14 protein-coding genes are annotated in these 18,197 nt (G+C 42.4%); 6 read left to right on the top strand and 8 right to left on the bottom strand.

The window, feature by feature from the left end; translation table 11 throughout:
• Positions 1-49 precede the first annotated feature (49 nt).
• A complete protein-coding gene (locus tag I3252_RS06125; RefSeq protein ID WP_055123481.1) occupies positions 50-1,324 on the top strand; it encodes a hemolysin family protein in 1,275 nt (424 codons plus the stop codon).
• 11 nt (positions 1,325-1,335) lie between these two features.
• Here I3252_RS06125 and I3252_RS06120 read toward each other — a convergent pair whose 3' ends face one another.
• The gene (locus tag I3252_RS06120) at positions 1,336-2,052 is read right to left on the bottom strand and encodes a YggS family pyridoxal phosphate-dependent enzyme (protein ID WP_269129642.1); all 717 of its coding nucleotides are present in this window, start codon (positions 2,050-2,052) and stop codon (positions 1,336-1,338) included.
• A 398-nt stretch (positions 2,053-2,450) separates the two neighbouring features.
• On the opposite strand from I3252_RS06120, the gene I3252_RS06115 reads away from it, so the two are divergent.
• Both I3252_RS06115 and I3252_RS06110 read left to right on the top strand, forming a co-directional pair.
• Entirely contained in the window at positions 2,451-3,506 is a 1,056-nt protein-coding gene (locus tag I3252_RS06115) for a type IV pilus twitching motility protein PilT (RefSeq protein WP_045443495.1), read from the top strand.
• Positions 3,507-3,674: 168 nt separating this feature from the next.
• Complete coding sequence (locus I3252_RS06110; protein WP_193011253.1) at positions 3,675-4,796, top strand: PilT/PilU family type 4a pilus ATPase; 1,122 nt, start codon at positions 3,675-3,677, stop codon at positions 4,794-4,796.
• A gap of 147 nt (positions 4,797-4,943) precedes the next feature.
• Here I3252_RS06110 and fur read toward each other — a convergent pair whose 3' ends face one another.
• Positions 4,944-5,378 carry a ferric iron uptake transcriptional regulator gene (gene fur, locus I3252_RS06105; protein ID WP_045443492.1) on the bottom strand — a complete coding sequence of 145 codons (435 nt, stop codon included), beginning with the start codon at positions 5,376-5,378 and terminating at the stop codon, positions 4,944-4,946.
• 328 nt (positions 5,379-5,706) lie between these two features.
• Between fur and bamE the strand changes: the two genes are divergently transcribed.
• Complete coding sequence (gene bamE, locus I3252_RS06100; RefSeq protein WP_201501928.1) at positions 5,707-6,126, top strand: outer membrane protein assembly factor BamE; 420 nt, start codon at positions 5,707-5,709, stop codon at positions 6,124-6,126.
• A 44-nt stretch (positions 6,127-6,170) separates the two neighbouring features.
• Here the strand turns inward: bamE and I3252_RS06095 are convergent, their stop codons facing one another.
• From I3252_RS06095 to I3252_RS06080, 4 genes are all read right to left on the bottom strand, one after another.
• Positions 6,171-6,551: an RnfH family protein gene (locus I3252_RS06095; RefSeq protein ID WP_238034554.1), complete on the bottom strand. Its 381-nt coding sequence runs from the start codon at positions 6,549-6,551 to the stop codon at positions 6,171-6,173.
• Positions 6,539-7,681 carry a hypothetical protein gene (locus I3252_RS06090; RefSeq protein ID WP_238034553.1) on the bottom strand — a complete coding sequence of 381 codons (1,143 nt, stop codon included), beginning with the start codon at positions 7,679-7,681 and terminating at the stop codon, positions 6,539-6,541. The genes I3252_RS06095 and I3252_RS06090 overlap by 13 nt, the downstream gene beginning before the upstream one ends.
• A gap of 448 nt (positions 7,682-8,129) precedes the next feature.
• Positions 8,130-8,798 carry a c-type cytochrome gene (locus tag I3252_RS06085; RefSeq protein ID WP_045443487.1) on the bottom strand — a complete coding sequence of 223 codons (669 nt, stop codon included), beginning with the start codon at positions 8,796-8,798 and terminating at the stop codon, positions 8,130-8,132.
• 338 nt (positions 8,799-9,136) lie between these two features.
• Positions 9,137-9,472, bottom strand: coding sequence for a c-type cytochrome (locus tag I3252_RS06080; RefSeq protein WP_045455333.1), 336 nt, complete (start codon positions 9,470-9,472; stop codon positions 9,137-9,139).
• A 409-nt stretch (positions 9,473-9,881) separates the two neighbouring features.
• On the opposite strand from I3252_RS06080, the gene yihA reads away from it, so the two are divergent.
• A complete protein-coding gene (yihA, locus tag I3252_RS06075) occupies positions 9,882-10,673 on the top strand; it encodes a ribosome biogenesis GTP-binding protein YihA/YsxC (RefSeq protein ID WP_238034552.1) in 792 nt (263 codons plus the stop codon).
• A gap of 155 nt (positions 10,674-10,828) precedes the next feature.
• Here yihA and I3252_RS06070 read toward each other — a convergent pair whose 3' ends face one another.
• Together I3252_RS06070 and I3252_RS06065 are read right to left on the bottom strand one after the other, a co-directional pair.
• Positions 10,829-11,542 carry an HAD-IA family hydrolase gene (locus I3252_RS06070; RefSeq protein WP_238034551.1) on the bottom strand — a complete coding sequence of 238 codons (714 nt, stop codon included), beginning with the start codon at positions 11,540-11,542 and terminating at the stop codon, positions 10,829-10,831.
• Positions 11,543-11,662: 120 nt separating this feature from the next.
• Positions 11,663-12,673, bottom strand: a complete 1,011-nt coding sequence (locus I3252_RS06065; RefSeq protein WP_060490360.1) for an RluA family pseudouridine synthase — start codon at positions 12,671-12,673, stop codon at positions 11,663-11,665.
• 1,210 nt (positions 12,674-13,883) lie between these two features.
• Between I3252_RS06065 and I3252_RS06060 the strand changes: the two genes are divergently transcribed.
• The gene (locus I3252_RS06060) at positions 13,884-18,197 is read left to right on the top strand and encodes an Rne/Rng family ribonuclease (protein ID WP_238034550.1); all 4,314 of its coding nucleotides are present in this window, start codon (positions 13,884-13,886) and stop codon (positions 18,195-18,197) included.

Genomic DNA, 18,197 nt, shown 5'->3' with positions numbered 1-18,197 from the left:
TCTTTAACTTCAATTATTTTAATCCCTATATTTTTTTACCGAGTATGTCATGAGTTTGCTAACCGCTAGTATCTTTCTTCTTTTATTGCTTGCCCTAAGTGCCTTTGTATCTGCAGCCGAAATTGCCATCGCTGCTGGTCGCAAAATTAAGCTACAAATCATGGCAAAAGAAGGGGATGTCCGCGCATTTGACGTCCTTAAAATGCAAGAGCACCCTGGCAGTTTTATTACTGTCGTACAAGTGGTTTTGAATGCCGTCGCTATCTCGGCTGGTGCGGTAGGTGAGTCAGCTATTAGCCCTTATCTAGAGCTTTTGGTGAAGAATGAAGCAGTGTCATCTGTCATATCATTTGTGCTGATCACCAGTTTGTTTTCTCTACTCGCTGATTTAATGCCCAGACGATTGGCGATGTCAAACACTGAAGCTATCGCTGTACGTCTCGTACGACCAATGATGCTATTGATTTTTATATTCAAACCCGTGATTTGGATATTTGATGGTGCAGCAAATGTCATCTTTGAATTACTGGGTATTTCAACCATACGGCAAGACGATATGACGCCAGAAGATATTTATGCTGTCATGGATGCTGGTGCTGAAGCTGGTGTGCTCAAAAAACAAGAACATCATCTGATAGAAAATATCTTTGACATGCAAGAGCGCACCGTAACGTCGGTGATGAATCCACGTGAAAATATTGTTTATTTTGATACCAAAACGAGCACTGAAAAAGTCGTTGAAGTGATGATTGAACAACCACATAACAAGTTTTTGGTCTGTCAGGAAGATGATCTAGAGCACATTATTGGTTATGTAGAGTCGCGCAGCTTTTTGGCATTGGTTCTTAACCAGCAAGAGGTCAGCTTAACTGACAAAGCCCTACTAAAACCTGCACTCTTCGTTCCTGACACCTTGTCCTTGTTTGAAGTATTAGAGATGTTTAAATCTACAGGCGCTGACTTTGCCGTCATTGTGAATGAATATGGATTGGTAGTGGGTGTCATCACGCTTAAGGATGTGATGAGTATCGTCATGGGCGAGCTTGTCACCTTGGAGGAGCAGCCCATTGTTCAACGTACTGACAACTCGTGGCTAATCGATGGCATGACTCCTATCGAAGACGTCGTACGCGCTTTAGATATCGTTGATCTGCCACGCAGTCAGAACTATGAAACCATTAGTGGCTTTATGATGTACATGCTACGCAAGATTCCAAAGAAAACCGATACTATCGAATATGCCAATTATCGATTTGAAATTATCGCAACGGACAATCTCAAAATCACTCAGATGCTAGTGACCAGAATGGATGAGACTGTCTGATAAATAAAAATTTAAGCTCGTGCGCCAAATATGGCGCTACCAACGCGCACCATTGTCGAACCACTGGCTATCGCCTCTGTCATATCACCGCTCATGCCCATGCTCAGTGTATCCCAAGCATTTAGCTCTGCATGAGCCTCTTTAATCTCATCAAATAACTGCTTGGTACGGGTAAAAGCGTCCGTACCTCCCTTAGCAGGAATAATCATCAAACCACGCAGCTGTAACCTGTCATACCCCTTGATAGCAGTTATCAAATCAGGTAGCTGTGCTGGCAGGCAGCCTGATTTGCTTTCTTCGTTATCGATATTCAACTGAATCAATACATTCAGTGGGGGTAGCTCAGCTGGGCGCTGGTCGTTTAGGCGTTGAGCAATAATGTCACGCTCAACCGTTTGTACCCAATCGAAATGCTCAGCAATATCGCGGGTCTTATTGCGCTGGATACTACCAATATAATGCCAAATAATGCCTTTAGTTTCTGGCTGTCGTTTTAGCGTATCGATTTTTTCGATGGCTTCTTGCAAATAATTTTCACCAAAGTGCTGCTGTCCTTGCTGAGCCAAAGTAGCAATCATATCAGCTGGCTTAGTCTTGGAAACTGCCAGCAACGTCACACTATCTGCTTGTCGTGCCGCATGCTCACACGCTTGAATCATTTGCTTGCTCACTTGCTGCCAGCTCGCAATAAGATTTTGGCTATCAATGTTATTTTCTATTTCTTTCATATATTACTCACGAGAATAATTTAATCCATTTTTTAATCAGTCACTTTTAATGACTTATATTTTTAATGACTTATATAATGAACTTTTATTAATTATGGTTAAACTTTTTATAAATGTCTTTCAATATAAAAAACTCAATAAGCATCAATCTATAAATCGACACTCATAATGACTAATTTTACATTTTATTGGTGTAGTAGATGGTTAATTGTCGGTAGTCTTGTTATTATATTGTTACATGGTTTAACATATGCTACTGAATATAATAGTAATGGTAAAGACCATCACTACTCCTTTATTAACGTGACCGACTTTAATCAGATCGTTTATCGATTGATAATCACTCCCCTTTTTTGCTCTTTTGTCCTACCCTTATTGATTGATAGGAATATCCGATTATGGCTGAAAAAAACAATTTAAGCATCGAAGACTTGCTGCGCTTTACGGTTAAGCATAAAGCATCAGATTTACATATTTCAGCCGGTATGCCAGCAATGATACGTGTTGATGGTGAAATGACCCGTATTAATATGCCAGAGATGACTCATCAGGTTGTGCATCAGCTTATTTATGACATCATGAACGATAAGCAGCGCGCTGACTTTGAAGAATTTTATGAGACGGATTTCTCTTTTGAGATTCCTAATCTAGCACGTTTTCGGGTAAACGCATTCAATCAAAACCGTGGGGCGGGCGCTGTCTTTCGTACCATTCCGTCCAAAGTCTTAACGATGGAAGACCTCGGTATGGGTGATGTATTCAAGCGCGTGTCAGACTTTAAACGTGGTGTGGTTTTGGTCACAGGTCCGACAGGTTCTGGTAAGTCCACAACGCTGGCTGCCATGATTGACTATATCAACGAGAGCCGTAAAGAGCATATCTTGACCATTGAAGATCCGATCGAATTTGTCCACGATTCCAAAAAGAGCTTGATTAACCAGCGTGAAGTTCACCGTGATACCTTAGGTTTCGAGCCTGCGCTACGCTCGGCCCTACGTGAGGATCCCGATGTTATTTTGGTTGGTGAGCTACGTGACCTTGAGACTATCCGCCTCGCATTGACCGCCGCAGAAACCGGTCACTTAGTTTTTGGCACTTTGCATACCAGCTCAGCCGCTAAGACGATTGACCGTGTCATTGATGTATTCCCCGCAGCAGAAAAAGACATGATTCGGGCGATGCTATCAGAGTCACTACAAGCCGTTATTTCACAAACGCTTTTGCGTCGTCAAGCAGGCGGACGTGTAGCAGCACATGAAATCATGCTCGGCACACCCGCTATCCGTAACTTGATACGTGAGAATAAAATCGCTCAAATGTACTCTGCCATCCAAACAGGTGCAGGTGAAGGTATGATTACGCTGGATCAAACGCTCAAAAATCTAGTAGCGAAAGGCACCATTAGTAAAGACGTAGCCCGTCCTTATGCCAAACAGCCTGAGGCATTCTTGTAATATTATTAATCGTGCGTTACTGGCTTATAATGATTGACGATTGATATGTGAGTCAATAATACAAGCATTCATAAGCCATGATATGCCTTACTTTTATTGCTACTGGCGATTTTTAAAACATGATTTTAAATACTTTTTTAATCGATTTACATCGAATGCAGGTACGATATGGACATTGATAAACTATTGCAGTTAATGATCAATAAAAATGGCTCGGACCTTTTTATTACCGCTGATGTAGCGCCTTCCATGAAAGTGAATGGCAAAATTCTGCCTGTCGGTAAAACGCCTTTAACCGCTGAGCAAACCATGCGATTGGTCAAAGGCGTCATGACACCAAACCAGCAAAAAGAGTTTGAAGAGACCAACGAGTGCCAATTTGCCATTGCTGATGAAGCACAGCAAGCACGTTTTCGGGTCAGTGCCTTTATACAGCGTGATATGGCAGGGATGATTTTACGGAAAATTGAGAATAAAATTCCGACTGTCGAAGAGCTGCGTTTGCCACCATCGTTAAAAGAGCTGGCAATGAAAAAACGCGGTATCATTTTACTTGTGGGTGCAACGGGTACAGGTAAATCAACGACCCTTGCTTCTATGATCGGACACCGTAATCAAAACTCGCATGGTCACATCATTACCATCGAAGATCCTATCGAGTTTGTCCACAAACATCGTGGTTGTATTATTACCCAGCGTGAAGTTGGTATCGATACCCACTCATTTGAAGCAGGACTAAAAAACACGTTACGCCAAGCACCTGATGTTATTTTGATTGGTGAGATTCGTAACCGTGAAGTCATGAGCTACGCGATCCAATACGCTGAAACTGGGCATTTGGTGTTTGCCACCTTACACGCCAACAACGCCAACCAAGCGATTGACCGTATCATTCACTTTTTTGAAACCAGTCGCCACAATCAGTTATTTATGGATTTGTCGCTCAACTTGCAAGCCATTATTGCGCAGCAGCTCATCCCAACTCCTGATGGTAAAGGACGCCGTGCGGCTATTGAGATTTTATTGAACTCACAGCTGATTAGTGACTATATCCGTAAAGGCGAGGTTCATGAAATCAAAGATGTCATGACACGATCGCGGGATAGCGGCATGCAAACCTTTGATCAGGCTCTTTTTGACTTATATGAGCAAGGAGAAATCACCTATAAAGAAGCGATTCTTCATGCTGACTCTCCTAATGATTTGCGCCTAAAAATCAAACTCAGCAGTAAAAATGGCACCGCCAATCTGGATGAAGGTGCGGATAACTTATCATTAGATATCAGTTAAGCATGGCTTTTGAGCATTGTTATTCGTTTTTGTCATAAAAACTTATAAGAAAGCCCTCATATTATTATGAGGGCTTTCTTATTTTATACATGGTGATAACGCACTAAAAACGATATCAAAGGTAGATCATGCTCACCAATTAAAAAATTACTTGATGCTATCCCGACACTCTTGGTCATTACAAATACCGTATAGCACCAATGAATGACCTGATAACTTAAATCCGTGCTTTTCTGCGACTTTAAGCTGCTCTTCTTCGATGACTTCGTTATGAAATTCTATAATCTTGCCACAAACGTCACAAACCAAATGGTCATGATGGCCTTCTTGGGTAATCTCAAACACCGATAAATTATTTTCGAAGTTATGACGCTCGACGATACCAGCTTGCTCAAATTGCGTCAGCACTCGGTAGACAGTCGCTAAACCCACATCCTCACCTTGCTCTATCAGTGCTTTATAAACCTCCTCAGCACTCATATGATGCAACTCTGCACTCTCCAGTAGCTCTAAAATCTTGATGCGAGGTAACGTGACTTTTAATCCCGCTTTACGTAAATCTTGATTGGTAAAAGAAGCCATAATATCCCTTCTGACTGTGACAGTCTTAGCAAATAAAGAACCAAAAATATGAGATAAATAATCGTTAATGATTATTTTTTTATAGTATATGAAACATTTTAATAACAGCAGACTGGCTGATTTGACCTCATGTCCAAGCCTGTTATTTTCTATAATAATCCTAACGCAAGTCTATGAATTTAAAATATAAATAATAAAATGACTCAGGTAGCATTTGGTAAATAATGTCGTAAGTGGTAGGAAATTGCAAGTAAATGACGTATCATTTGTCCAAGATTGTCAGCCAGACTCGCATTAACAACCTCTGGCTGCGCCTAATTCATTTCTTATGAGTCATCTTACCATGATAAAGACATTAACTTTTCGTCCGTTAAGCCCTGCAAGCGTATTACGCAAGATTGTCATAACCAGTATTCTTAGCGCTACTGTCGCTATGTCTGGCTGCTCATTATTGAGTGTTTATAAGATTGATTTGCCACAAGGCACTGCCATCACTCAAGCGCAAGCGCAAAAACTGCAAGTGGGTATGAATCAAAACCAAGTCCTTTATATCCTTGGTAGCCCAGCTATTAGAGACACCTTAGAACCTAAGCGTTGGGATTATATTTACGATTACAAAGCAGGGACAGAAGGTAGCCGCAAGGGTATTGCTGATGTCAAAAATGCCAGTCAGCACTTAATTATCTATTTTGATAATAATGGTTTGGTCAATCGTATTGAAGGTATCGAAAGCCTACCTGCCTCATAATCAAGAACGGCAACTGGCTTTGATGATAGATGGCGCAACATCGCTTAAACTCGAGATTTATTTTTGCGCTGAGACATGGGATCAGCGCTTAAGCTGCGATATACTTCAATACGATCAAAAGGCTGCAAGCGATAGCTGAGCGGCTGTTTTTGTGCATAGATACCCACATGCCAACGCTTCGCCGTTGGCGTGGTAATATCTGCCACTTGCTCACACCAACGTGCTAACGCTGGAAATTTCACCAACCATCCTGCCTTCCTCAATGCCTCATACAAACTTGTTTCATCATTAACTTGTAGGGTTAAATAATGCTGACATTTTGCATCTTCAGCGTATGCCAAATAAACAGTCATTAGCATGGTCTGCTCAGATGACGGCGCACAATTATTATCAGATTGAACGCCATTAGCAGTTAACTCAACCACTGCATCACCCAACCTATCAATGCCAATAACAGTGCTAGTGGCACAATCAAACGAATCGCTATTCGCCATAAATTATAAAACGCTTCATTGCCAAAATTTAATGACTTACGCAGATGACTAATTTTCATCTGCCAACCCGCAAAGATAGACAGCAATAATACCGCTATGCTGCTAATAATCACTAAAAGTCCGACCAGCCAAACAGTTGGTATGATAACGACTAACAAAAGCGCCAAAACAAAGGTTAATCCCAAACTGACCAGTAGCCCAAACTTGTGCGCTAATTGCTGGGTACTATAATACAGCAAATAGCTGGCGACAAATAACACCCCTATCCAATACGATAGCTGTCCAATCGGTGGCAATGCCATGCCACTAATAGATAACGCCACAACCCCAACGATCAATTGCAATATCCAAATCGGGAGTACCAATTTGGTTGCCCGATACTCACTCGTCGCACGGCTGCGAGCAGGTTTTTGTGCATTGATATTGTCCGTGTCTACCGCTGTTGCCACTTGGTTGGTTACCAAGTTTTGACCAAACCAGTATAAGCCTGTGCCTGCACCCACACTAACCAACGCTAACGCGACTGCACGCGCCCATTCATTTAAACTGATATCAGTCATCGCAAAGTCAATATTGGGTAGGCCATTTGCCACGCCCAGCAACAAACCTATCACCATTAATCCCAGGCCAATCGGTAACGGTGCAACGCCTAATAAACTGAGTAACACAGCAATGACCATCAGGCCAGCAGCGATCGCAAAATCTGGTATAGCAGGAGCGCTATTAAGCTCCGTCAATGCCGCCAAAATACCTGTGCTCGCGCCTGAGATCACTAACGCCGCAATCATAATAGAGACCAGCGCGGCGAGCCACCCAAAACTACGCCATATTGGGCTGGCATCTGCTTCGCGAGTAAGCTTTTGCATCCCTGCTAATGGCGCCTCGACACTACGATAGGCTAAAGCAATTTCCGCATAAACGACGGGCAAGGATACCAATACCATAGCCAATAGCCAGAGTAACCAAAAGTCAATCTCACCAATGGATGTTGGTGCAAACCAACGAAACAGCAGTAGCGGTAGCAGTGCCGCGATAAAATAAGAAGCATAACGGATCATCATAATCTAAATCCAAACGATCTGATACCTTTCACAAAAATGAGAATAGCTGGGAAAAAGAGGGTCAGTACTACGCATTGTAGACGAAACAAGTTTGACACCGCCAATCATACTCTGTGGGTTTGGTATAAAGTGAATAACGATAATTTATCATGATACAGAGCAACGATAGGCCTCTGTAAGCAGTTTTATTTTATATAGTCGATTCAATTTAAAAGAAGCACAAGGTAACCAGAAGCAAATATATATATTCAAAACTTCAAGCGAGGTTAATGCAGCAACTCTTTTATAATGGAATGACTATAAGGTCTCTATAATATAAGGGATGAACAGTTATAAAAAAACCCCGAAATCGGGGTTTAATAATGAAACAATGGCGAATATATGGTCAAGTGCTTATCAATTTCAGTGAGGCAACGTGCATTAGGCACTAGTAGCTGATATCAATCAATTAGTGAACAGCACTGATATAATCTGACAAGATACGAATATCACGATCCGATAGTTTCGATGCGACTGTCTGCATCATGCCCATATCGCCTTCTTTCGCAGCATCATTGACACGTTTTTGCTCATCACTATCAACATCATCAACACGGCCAGCCGCACGGAAGAGTTTTAGCTGAGTTGCGATGTACTGTGCATGCTGACCACCTAAGCGTGGAAATGCCGCCCAAGTATTACCAGCAGCATCTGGACCATGACAGCCTGCACAACCGATGACACCGCGTGACTTATCACCACCTAAGAATAGCTTAGTGGCTTCTTGATTGGTCGCAGGATTACCAAATCCAACACCCCAAGGCGCTTGGCTAGCATAATAACCAGCCACGTTGGCTAAATCTTGCTGCGATAAATTTGCAACTTGTGATTGCATAATACCGTTCTTGCGATAACCTGCTTTAAAGTTGACCAACTGTTTGTAAAGGTATTTTACGTTTTGGCCACCCAAGTTGGGCTGCGCAGGGACAACACTCACACCATCAACACCATGACAAGCAGCACAAACCGTTTCTGCAATTTGCTTACCGGCATTGACGTCGTACTCAGGAACAATAATAGCAGCTTGTACGCTGAAACTTGCAACGCATAAGCTGGCAGCAGCGATTAACTTTTTCATTGATACAAATCCTACTAGCTCGGCGTAAGCATTATTTAGAGTGATTGCACTGATAAGATACCTCATATAAACTACCCTACTATTGGTTAGGTAGGTATATGTTTTAAGGTCTTGGCCACAAGCAGTCTGAAAGTACTTACTAACATCAGGGTTTATTTTCGATTATTATAGCAAGACTTTGTAGCATTTGCCTACTTAATCGTCACATCCATCAGTTTTTCTAACACATAGACAAGTATGCCAACAAAAAACAAAAAGCGCTTACAGGCTAAAAAACCCAGCGCTTTTTTATGTTGTTTTATAGTGTGTCGTATTGTGTTGCTTTATCGGTCAGCGTCTCACTTACTCATGTACTCAATCAACTTACGATAATCATCATCGCTACAACTGTTACAAAGACCACCAGCAGGCATCTGCGTCATACCACTTTTAACAGAATTAATAAGTGTCGGCATGCTTTTTTGTTTGATAAGCTGTTGCCATTTGGCACTATCACCTTTTTTGATGGCGTTCAGCGCCCCACTATCGTGACAGGCAGCACATGAGTTATCATAGGTGGCTGCAATATCAGCAGCATTAGCGCTAGTCATGATGGCACTACTGAGCAGTAATGCCGCTCCGCTACCTACTAAAACTCGGTAGGTCTGGCTAAAAAGTGCATTGATTGAAACCATAGAACACCTCCTTTTGATGCTTCTCTCGTTTAATCAATCTTGCTATTAAACGTCGTTCGTTCAGTATATCTTATTAAACATTGTAACAATGTATGTCGTATAAATATAGATAAATATAGTTTGGCTTTGGTAACGCATGAATAAAAGCGGCAACTTGCTCTAATGAGCGCTTATTTTAATGGTATTCTGTCATTTATGTGATGCTAATCATAGTTATTTCAATAAGTAAGATAAGTAATAGTATAGAATAGTCGATAACTTGAAATGACTGTGTTTATGACCAATAAACATTGAAAGTTATGATGAATAACTTCGTAACGATTTTTTGTCTAATGCACTGTCTTCTCGACAACCAGTTGATTAAAATTTTATAACCGTATCCAATTTCTTAAAGATTAATGAGCCATTTATGAGTACCCCGTTTACTGATGTCGCCGCCGAACATGCATTGTTCAACACTAAATCTCGTCAAAAAATTCAGCAAACTGAGTTTATGATGTCAGCGCCTACTTTTCGTCTCTGCCCACCCGATATGGGCTTAGAAGTTGCCTTTGCAGGACGCTCAAACGCAGGTAAATCCTCTGCTATTAATGCCTTAACCAATCAGCGCCAACTAGCACGCTCATCTAAAACGCCTGGTCGTACGCAGATGATTAACTTTTTTAGTATTGGTGATGCTGATAGACGTTTGGTGGATTTGCCAGGTTATGGCTACGCAGCGGTACCGCTTGAGATGAAAAAAGAATGGCAGGTTGAGCTAGAAGAATACTTGGTGGCGCGCTCAAGCCTTGCAGGTTTGGTGCTCATGACTGATATTCGTCATCCATTGAAGTTCTTTGACGAGCAAATGCTACGTTGGGCAAATGATGGTGAACTGCCAGTACATATCTTGCTAACCAAAGCTGATAAATTGAAATATGGCGCATCTAAAAATGCGTTACTTAATACTCGTAAAAGACTAAAAGAACTGGGATTGAACTGTAGCATTCAGCTATTTTCAGCACTAAGAAAAGAAGGTCTTGATGAGCTGGCTGGTGTCATGGGCAACTGGTATGAATATCAGCTCGATGCAGACAAAATCATTGAATCCTCTTTTGCGTTACTAGAAGGCGCTGAGTTGGAAGAAGCGATTGAAAAAGACAATATCGAAAAAGGCGCGATTGAAAAGGACAGTGCTCAAAAGGATAGCACTCAAAAATAAAGCCAATAAATATCATCGTCTCCAAGTAAAAAGGGTTTATCATTATTATCGATAAGCCCTTTTTTTATTATCATTTTTAGCATCTAAAAAGATTTTTATTTAAGCACCTTTATTTAAGCACCTTTATTTAAGCACTTTTATTTAAGTGCTTTTATTTAAGCACATAGTAGCTCAGCCAACGCTTGTGGCGTGTCAACCTGATACGTGGGTTGCTGTGCGGCGAGCTCTGCAGGTGATGCTGTACCATAATTCACCGCAATACTGTTCATGCCCAGTCTCGTTGCCATTTGGATATCGTAGATACTGTCACCGATGAAAACAGCATCGGCGATTTGCTGCTGCGTATAATCCAAAATATCGGTCAACATCTGCGGGTCAGATTTTGAGCCTGCCTCATCGGCACAGCGGGTCATCACAAAATAATGGTGGCTCTCTGAAGCATCTAATACGCGGTCTAAGCCCTTTCGCTTTTTACCAGTTGCAACCGCGAGGCTTTTACCTTGGGCTTGTAGGGTCTGCAACATCCCTTCTATCGGCGCAAAAAGCGGCGTACTGTGGCTGTTGGCAATATAGTGGTCTGCGTAGCTTTGCTGAATCACAAGCTTTTGCGTGTCATTGGCTTGCGGATACAAAACCTCAATGCCATTCATTAAGCTCAGCCCAATGATGTCTTGTACTGCTTTATCGGTCGTCTGAAAACCATGCGCCTTTCCTGCCACATGCATTGACTCAACGATTAATCCAATGGAATCCATCAGCGTCCCATCCCAATCAAAAATAATCAGCGTCTTATCCGCTAAACGATGACTGGCTGATAACTGAGTTCCTTTGGAAGCGCTAGAGATACTAGCGACAGATTGATTGCTCATAAATAGACCTTAACGAATATCAATAATAAATGGTAGATACGAAAACGTCACGGCGACTTATTAAGAAAAATAAGTGTTCGTGACGTTTAAAGTTAATGCTTAAAAATTTTATTTGGCGACTTATTCAGGTAATTTAACTTGCTCTGGCAACCAATCTGCCATGTCATCTGGTAGCGGTGCGGTAATAGTTTCATAGCCTGGAATGTCTAAACGCCACGCATGCAGACACAGGCGATGGACGCCTGATTTATCATGCACATTATATTTATCATCACCCAAGATAGCGTGACCAATATGAGCCAAATGCACACGGATTTGATGAGTGCGACCGGTCAGTGGTTTGGCTTCAATTAAACTAACTGGCTGATCAGCAATCATAAAACGACCATGAACGACGATATCCGTCTGGCTGTCTTTAGATTGCGGATCTTGCGCATCTACTTTGACGCGGCGTTCACCACTAGCAACTGTATAGCGTAGCAATGAGGCATCAATGCGTTGCTCATTTAATGCTGGCTGACCTTTGGCGATACATAAGTAATGCTTTTGGATGGTTTTATCGACGAGATGCTGTTGCAACGCTTTTAGCGCTGAGCGTTTTTTAGAAATCATCAATAGACCTGAAGTGTCTTTATCAATGCGATGTATCAGCTCTAGGTATTTTTTACCTGTCACTTCACGCATGGCTTCGATAACACCAAAGTCCAAACCACTACCACCATGAACGGCGATGCCAGAAGGCTTATTCAGTACTAGCATTCCTTCGTCTTCATACACTACGCGCGCTAACAAGCTTTTAGCAAACTCGGCACTGATGATTGGTTTTTCGCGGGTAGCAAGTACCACTGGCGCGATACGTACCACGTCTTCACGCTGTACTCTATCATGCGCTTTGCAGCGTTTATTATTGACCCGAATCTCATCTGAGCGAATCATTTTATAGATATGCGGTTTTGGCAAACCTTTTAAACGGTTCAGTAAGAAATTATCCAAGCGCTGATCGTGTTGATGGCGGGTTACTTCAAGATAATTTACCTTACCAAAGTTGCTGATTTCATCATCAGCGCTTTGCGGGCGTGTTTTACTATTAAAAATAGCAGGGGCTTCATGGGTAGGTGCGTCGTCAGTCATTTTTGGCTTCGTCATTTTTAGTTAGGTATTTACAGAAAGATTTGCTATAGTTTAGCATGTTGAGCGACAATTAAGCAGAGACTGCAGCAATAATCATTGTTGTTGTTCTAAATAGCGCATTACCATTTTTACGAACTTTTAGTGAAAAGGTATTGGCGGTATGCCCTGCCAACATTGTATGTTTAATCGAATTTTAGGGCGCAGTATCTGTTTAGAAATATCACTTGTAGATATTTATAGATATGTCCCCATAAATTGTAAAATGAAAGTATCGTACTGACTTTACTCAGTACCATAGAATAAATAGTGACACTAAATACCTTTGTGTTCATAAATTCAGCGTTGATAAGTTTGGCTAAGCGCCTGTTTATTGACCGATAATGACACTACATTGACTCACAACCTGCATGACAACGACTTTATTTGATAATTATTCATGATTTAATGACTGGTTATCTGGCGGTCCTTTACGCAAGTGTAGTTGAGCAAGTATGGGTTGTTTAGCATTAGGATCGAGAAGTATATCGATAGCTGCCTACGTATTGGTGGTCAAACAGATAACGATAAAAAAGATATGAATACAGCACCACACCGATAGTTTGGTCATTTATTCTGTTTGCCAAGTACGCCCCGCTGATCACCGGAGCCGCGACACCTAACCGTAAAACACCCAAGATATTATTGACGTTATACCAGAAAGAACGATAAATAAAGAGTGACCAATTGCTTTACCTAAACAAATAATTGCTGAATATCACCATTTCATATAATGGTATTTATAACAGCGATATTATTGCTAGACTTTGATGGATGGATTGCAGCAGCATAACGCCTTTTGAATATCAGTATATTGAATCTCGTCACTGCCCGTCGCCTGCTCTTACAAAGTAAGCTGGCATGACTACCAATAAAGCTTGCTGATAGTAAAACTGAATCGCATGCTGACGCATTAATATTTGTACCAAACCTATCAATAATAGGATATAAATAGATAGCCTTACACCCTATAAATTTTATATTTACGTTAGTTTTGCTAACACACTTTAGGTAAAAAACAAGCCATTGACAAAGCCCAAGTGCTTTATTAACCCATGATTTACGTTCTATCGTTGATTAACATCTGCCCATGCTAATTTAAATATTAGCCATACTTGCCATTGCGCTCTAAAGCCCGTCTCGTCGTTGTTATGCGTACTCATAGGATACAAATATGAAACGCATTTTGATCAACGCTACTCAAAACGAAGAAATTCGTGTCGCCTTATGTAAAGGCAATCATCTTTACGATTTCGATCTTGAAAACCGTACTCGTGAACAAAAAAAATCCAATATATATAAAGGTCATGTAACCCGTGTCGAGCCATCGCTTGAAGCGGTGTTTGTCGAATATGGCTCACAGCGCCAAGGTTTTTTACCAATTCGTGAAATCTCTGCTGAATATTTAAGCGGTAATCCACGTGACGAAAACATCAAAAAACTGATCAAAGAAGGCGATGAATTAATCGTCCAAGTCGAAAAAGAGGAGCGCGGTAACAAAGGCGCTGCCCTATCGACGTATGTCTCTTTAGCAGGTCGCTATTTGGTATTGATGCCAAATAACCCTCGTGGCGGCGGTATCTCACGTCAAATTTCAGGCAAACTTCGTGAAGACATGAAGCGTATGCTAAGCAATCTTGATTTACCAAAAGGTATGAGTGTCATTATTCGTACCGCGGGTATTGGTAAAACTCAAGAGGACTTACAGCACGATTTAAACCACTTGCTGAATATCTGGCAAGCCATTCAAGAACAAAACCAGAAATATCCGTCGCCGCGCTTGGTACATCAAGAAGCAGGTGTCGTAACCCGTGCTGTCCGTGATTACCTACGTGATGATATCGCTGAGATTTGGATTGATAACGAAAACGCTTATATCGAAGCCGCTGGCTTCATCGATGCGGTTATGCCAAAACAAGCAGAAAAGCTACGCAAATATACCGATTATGAGCCGATGTTTTCACGCTTTAATATCGAAAAGCAAATCGAAACCGCGTATCAACGTGAAGTGCGTCTGCCATCAGGTGGCTCAATCGTTATTGATCAAACGGAAGCACTAGTCTCTATTGATATCAACTCAGCCAAATCGACCAAAGGTTCAGACGTTGCCGAAACTGCGTATCATACTAACCTTGAAGCAGCCGATGAAATTGCCCGTCAGCTACGTTTGCGTGATATGGGTGGTTTGATTGTCATTGATTTTATTGATATGAATGACAATAAGCATCAAAAAGAAGTCGAAAAACGTCTGATCGATGCCACCAAATATGACCGTGCACGTGTGCAATTTGGTGATATTTCTAAGTTTGGTTTGATGGAGATGAGCCGTCAGCGTCTGCGTCCATCGCTAGAAGAATCAACCGGCTATATCTGCCCACGCTGCCATGGTAATGGCATGATTCGTGACTTGCGCTCATTGTCACTATCAATTATGCGTCAGATTGAACAAATCGCGCTAAAAGAACGTCAAGGCGAAGTACAAGCAGAAGTTCCAACAGATATCGCCGCCTTCTTATTAAACGAAAAACGTGATGCCTTAGTTTATCTTGAACAAGACAGTGGCACGCGTATCACGATTTTGCCACACGCGCATTTAGAGTCGCCTAACTTTAAACTACACTTTAACCGTGATGGCTTTGCGCCTTCAAGTTATGAGCGTATTACGGATACAGCCCAAGAACATAGCGATTTGGGTTATGAAGTTGACTGGCAAACGGCTGAAAAAGAGCGTCCAGAGCAACAGCCAACGCGCCAGCCACGTCAAATAGCGAGCAATGATACTGCTAGCCAATCAAACAAACCGACCAGTACAGCTGAGCATAGTAAACACAGCAACGAACATCGTAACAATAAAAATACGACCAACGTTTCATCGGCGCGCGCGCCACAAGCAAACAACAACCAGAGTGTGGCAGCCCCTGCACATGTTGCTCCAGTAGCAGCAACTACAGCTCCTGCACATGTTGAGACAGCAGCTCAGCCACAAGCAGTGGCGTGGTTATCAAACCTATTTGCGCAAGCACCACAAGCCTCAACGACGCCTAGCGTCAGTAGTCGTGATGCAGCACAAGCCATTGAAGCACTAGTAAATAATGGCGCACAAAGCTTAGGCTCATTTGGACAAGTGGATAGCAGTGCTCTGAGTAATCCATCAACGGGTGCATCGAACAATGTACCAGCAAATCAGCAGAACAGTCAGGAAAATAACGAACAACCATCCGACAACAATGTCAATCGTCAACAAGCGCGTCGTAGCTCAGACAGCGACACCGATGATGATAGCAGTAATGAAGATAGAAGAAGACGTAAGCCACGTAAATCTAGATCTTCTAAACCTCGTCAAAGAAAAGATCAGGCAGAAGAGTCGAGCAATGAAGTAAGCGGCGATACCGAGAACAACACCTCAAATAATGCGGCAAATAACGCTGATGACAAGCAGGCTGACAATCAAAACAAACGTCAGCAGGATACCAGACGCACGAATGAGCGCAACCGCAACAATCGTCAAGATAATAACCAGCAAAACAGCAGTCGTCAAGACAGTAGCCACCATGCAAACGAGCGCAATGATGATGCTGATAAAGACAGTAATACGGCAGATGAGCAAACTCGTGCGAAGCGTAAATCGCATAGTCAACGCGGCTCACGTGGCAAGTTAGAGCGTGGTGAGACATTAACAGCTGAAAACATTAAGCAACCCAATCAGCAAGCGACGACAGGTGCGAACAGCCGAAAAAATCACTCTAACACGCGTCGAAATCAAGATCCTAATGAAGTCGTGCTACAGGTCAATGAAGCACCTGTTGAGCTGAAATCACCAGAAGTCGTGCACTTGTCTCTAGATGACAGTAAGTCTACACAGACAAAACCTCAATCTACTGAAAAGCAAAAGTCAGTAAATGATGTTAATAAAGAAAGCAGTACAAAAGAAGCTAGTACACAGCAAAGTGATAATCAGCAGAGCAATGACAAAAAAACTGCTCCTGAAACAGCTGCTGTGAAGGGTAACGACGAAGGCACTGTAGCGACTCATGATGTTAATGTTGATGATGTTGATGATGTTAACGTTAGCACCACTGAGGACAAGGGACAAAATAATGCCCCGAAAACAGACAGTAACGCTACTGTCAAAAAACCTGCTATAGATGAGCAACCAACATCTAACAGCGCTACCAAAGACCAAGCTGACCATTCAAAATCTGTGGATACCGACGTGGACAGCGTAGCAATAACACCAAAGCAGCCAGAATCAGAATCCACAGAAAAAGCGAATAGTGACACTGTTGACGTTACTACCGACAGTGACGCCGATGTTAGCAATGCCAATGACAGTCATAGCGCAAGTGGTCATAGTACAAATGATAAGAACAACTCAGCACTGGCACTAACGCACGAAGCATTATTTGCCAAACGCTACGTGACTGCTGAGAAGTTTGGTCAGGCTAGTAATGATCCACGTGTGGTTCGTAGTCAGCAAGCGCAAGCAACTCAACAACCATCAGTAGCTGAGCCTGTAGTGGTAAGCCCATCGACTATTCGTGGCACCGTTGGTGATTTTGTTCGTAAAGCATTAGTAGATGCAGAAAGTCGTTTGAAAAATGACGGTGTCATCAGTTGCTTTATTGCTGCTATCGATGCACATACGCAGCAAGCAAAATCAGCCAACATTGGAACGAGCGTCACACCGACTGCTGATACTAACGTTGAGGACAGCAATTTCGACTTTAGCAACTATGGCTATCAGCCATTGGCGGCAGATTACCTGACGCGCTTTGAAACGATGACACAAGCGGTCAGTCAGTTTGCGGCAACGCAAGGTAAAACAGACGTCGAACCACGCGCCATTGGTAAGCGTGCTGGCAACGATCCACGTGGTCAACATCCTAGTTATCAGGAGCCCGCAGTGTTGAGTCTACCGACCGCACAAGCGGCTGATACTGAGCAAGCGGTTATTGAACATGATGATAACAATGTGGATGCTCATGATATTGAGGCAAATGCTCTAGCCAATCAAGCTCAGGCTGATAATATCAGTGCTCATAGCGAGCAGCTGCTAGAAGTGGATCAGGCGCTAGTAGAAGCAACTAACGAGCCGTCGAATGAAGGCACTGTTATTGTTGAGCACGTAGCAGCTGAAAAGACTGACGGGGCACATGACGATAGCGAAGCTGCTGACATTGAAGAGGCTAATACTCAAGAAGCTGACGTTGAAAAAACTAAGCCAGCAGATGAGCCTAAGGTAGAGCAACCTACCAATACCAAAGAAGCAGGCAAAGACGACAGTCAGGCAGCTAAGTCAAAAACCACGATTGCCAGTTATAAAAACATGATTGAAAATGTGGCTGAGCAACTGCTGCCACAGACTGGTATGTTTAATTTGACCACGCCAAAAGTACCAAAGGCACGTAGCCGTAAGCCTAAAACGGAGCATAAAAAGCCCACGCAAGCTGAAAAGCTAGAGGCTGATGACTCAGATAGCGAAAGCTAA

The organism is Psychrobacter sp. Ps4 (assembly GCF_022129285.1).
Classification (GTDB): Bacteria; Pseudomonadota; Gammaproteobacteria; order Pseudomonadales; family Moraxellaceae; genus Psychrobacter; species Psychrobacter immobilis_A.
This window is presented reverse-complemented; position numbering and strand designations above follow the sequence as displayed.

Bases quoted from the DNA above. Each gene is read 5' to 3' on its own strand.
- bamE (WP_201501928.1), top strand. From the start codon at position 5,707: ATGAGTCATCTTACCATGATAAAGACATTAACTTTTCGTCCGTTAAGC.
- I3252_RS06125 (WP_055123481.1), top strand. From the start codon at position 50: ATGAGTTTGCTAACCGCTAGTATCTTTCTTCTTTTATTGCTTGCCCTA.
- I3252_RS06110 (WP_193011253.1), top strand. From the start codon at position 3,675: ATGGACATTGATAAACTATTGCAGTTAATGATCAATAAAAATGGCTCG.
- I3252_RS06060 (WP_238034550.1), top strand. From the start codon at position 13,884: ATGAAACGCATTTTGATCAACGCTACTCAAAACGAAGAAATTCGTGTC.
- yihA (WP_238034552.1), top strand. From the start codon at position 9,882: ATGAGTACCCCGTTTACTGATGTCGCCGCCGAACATGCATTGTTCAAC.
- I3252_RS06115 (WP_045443495.1), top strand. From the start codon at position 2,451: ATGGCTGAAAAAAACAATTTAAGCATCGAAGACTTGCTGCGCTTTACG.
- I3252_RS06080 (WP_045455333.1), bottom strand. From the start codon at position 9,472: ATGGTTTCAATCAATGCACTTTTTAGCCAGACCTACCGAGTTTTAGTA.
- I3252_RS06085 (WP_045443487.1), bottom strand. From the start codon at position 8,798: ATGAAAAAGTTAATCGCTGCTGCCAGCTTATGCGTTGCAAGTTTCAGC.
- I3252_RS06065 (WP_060490360.1), bottom strand. From the start codon at position 12,673: ATGACTGACGACGCACCTACCCATGAAGCCCCTGCTATTTTTAATAGT.
- I3252_RS06090 (WP_238034553.1), bottom strand. From the start codon at position 7,681: ATGATGATCCGTTATGCTTCTTATTTTATCGCGGCACTGCTACCGCTA.
- I3252_RS06070 (WP_238034551.1), bottom strand. From the start codon at position 11,542: ATGAGCAATCAATCTGTCGCTAGTATCTCTAGCGCTTCCAAAGGAACT.
- fur (WP_045443492.1), bottom strand. From the start codon at position 5,378: ATGGCTTCTTTTACCAATCAAGATTTACGTAAAGCGGGATTAAAAGTC.
- I3252_RS06120 (WP_269129642.1), bottom strand. From the start codon at position 2,052: ATGAAAGAAATAGAAAATAACATTGATAGCCAAAATCTTATTGCGAGC.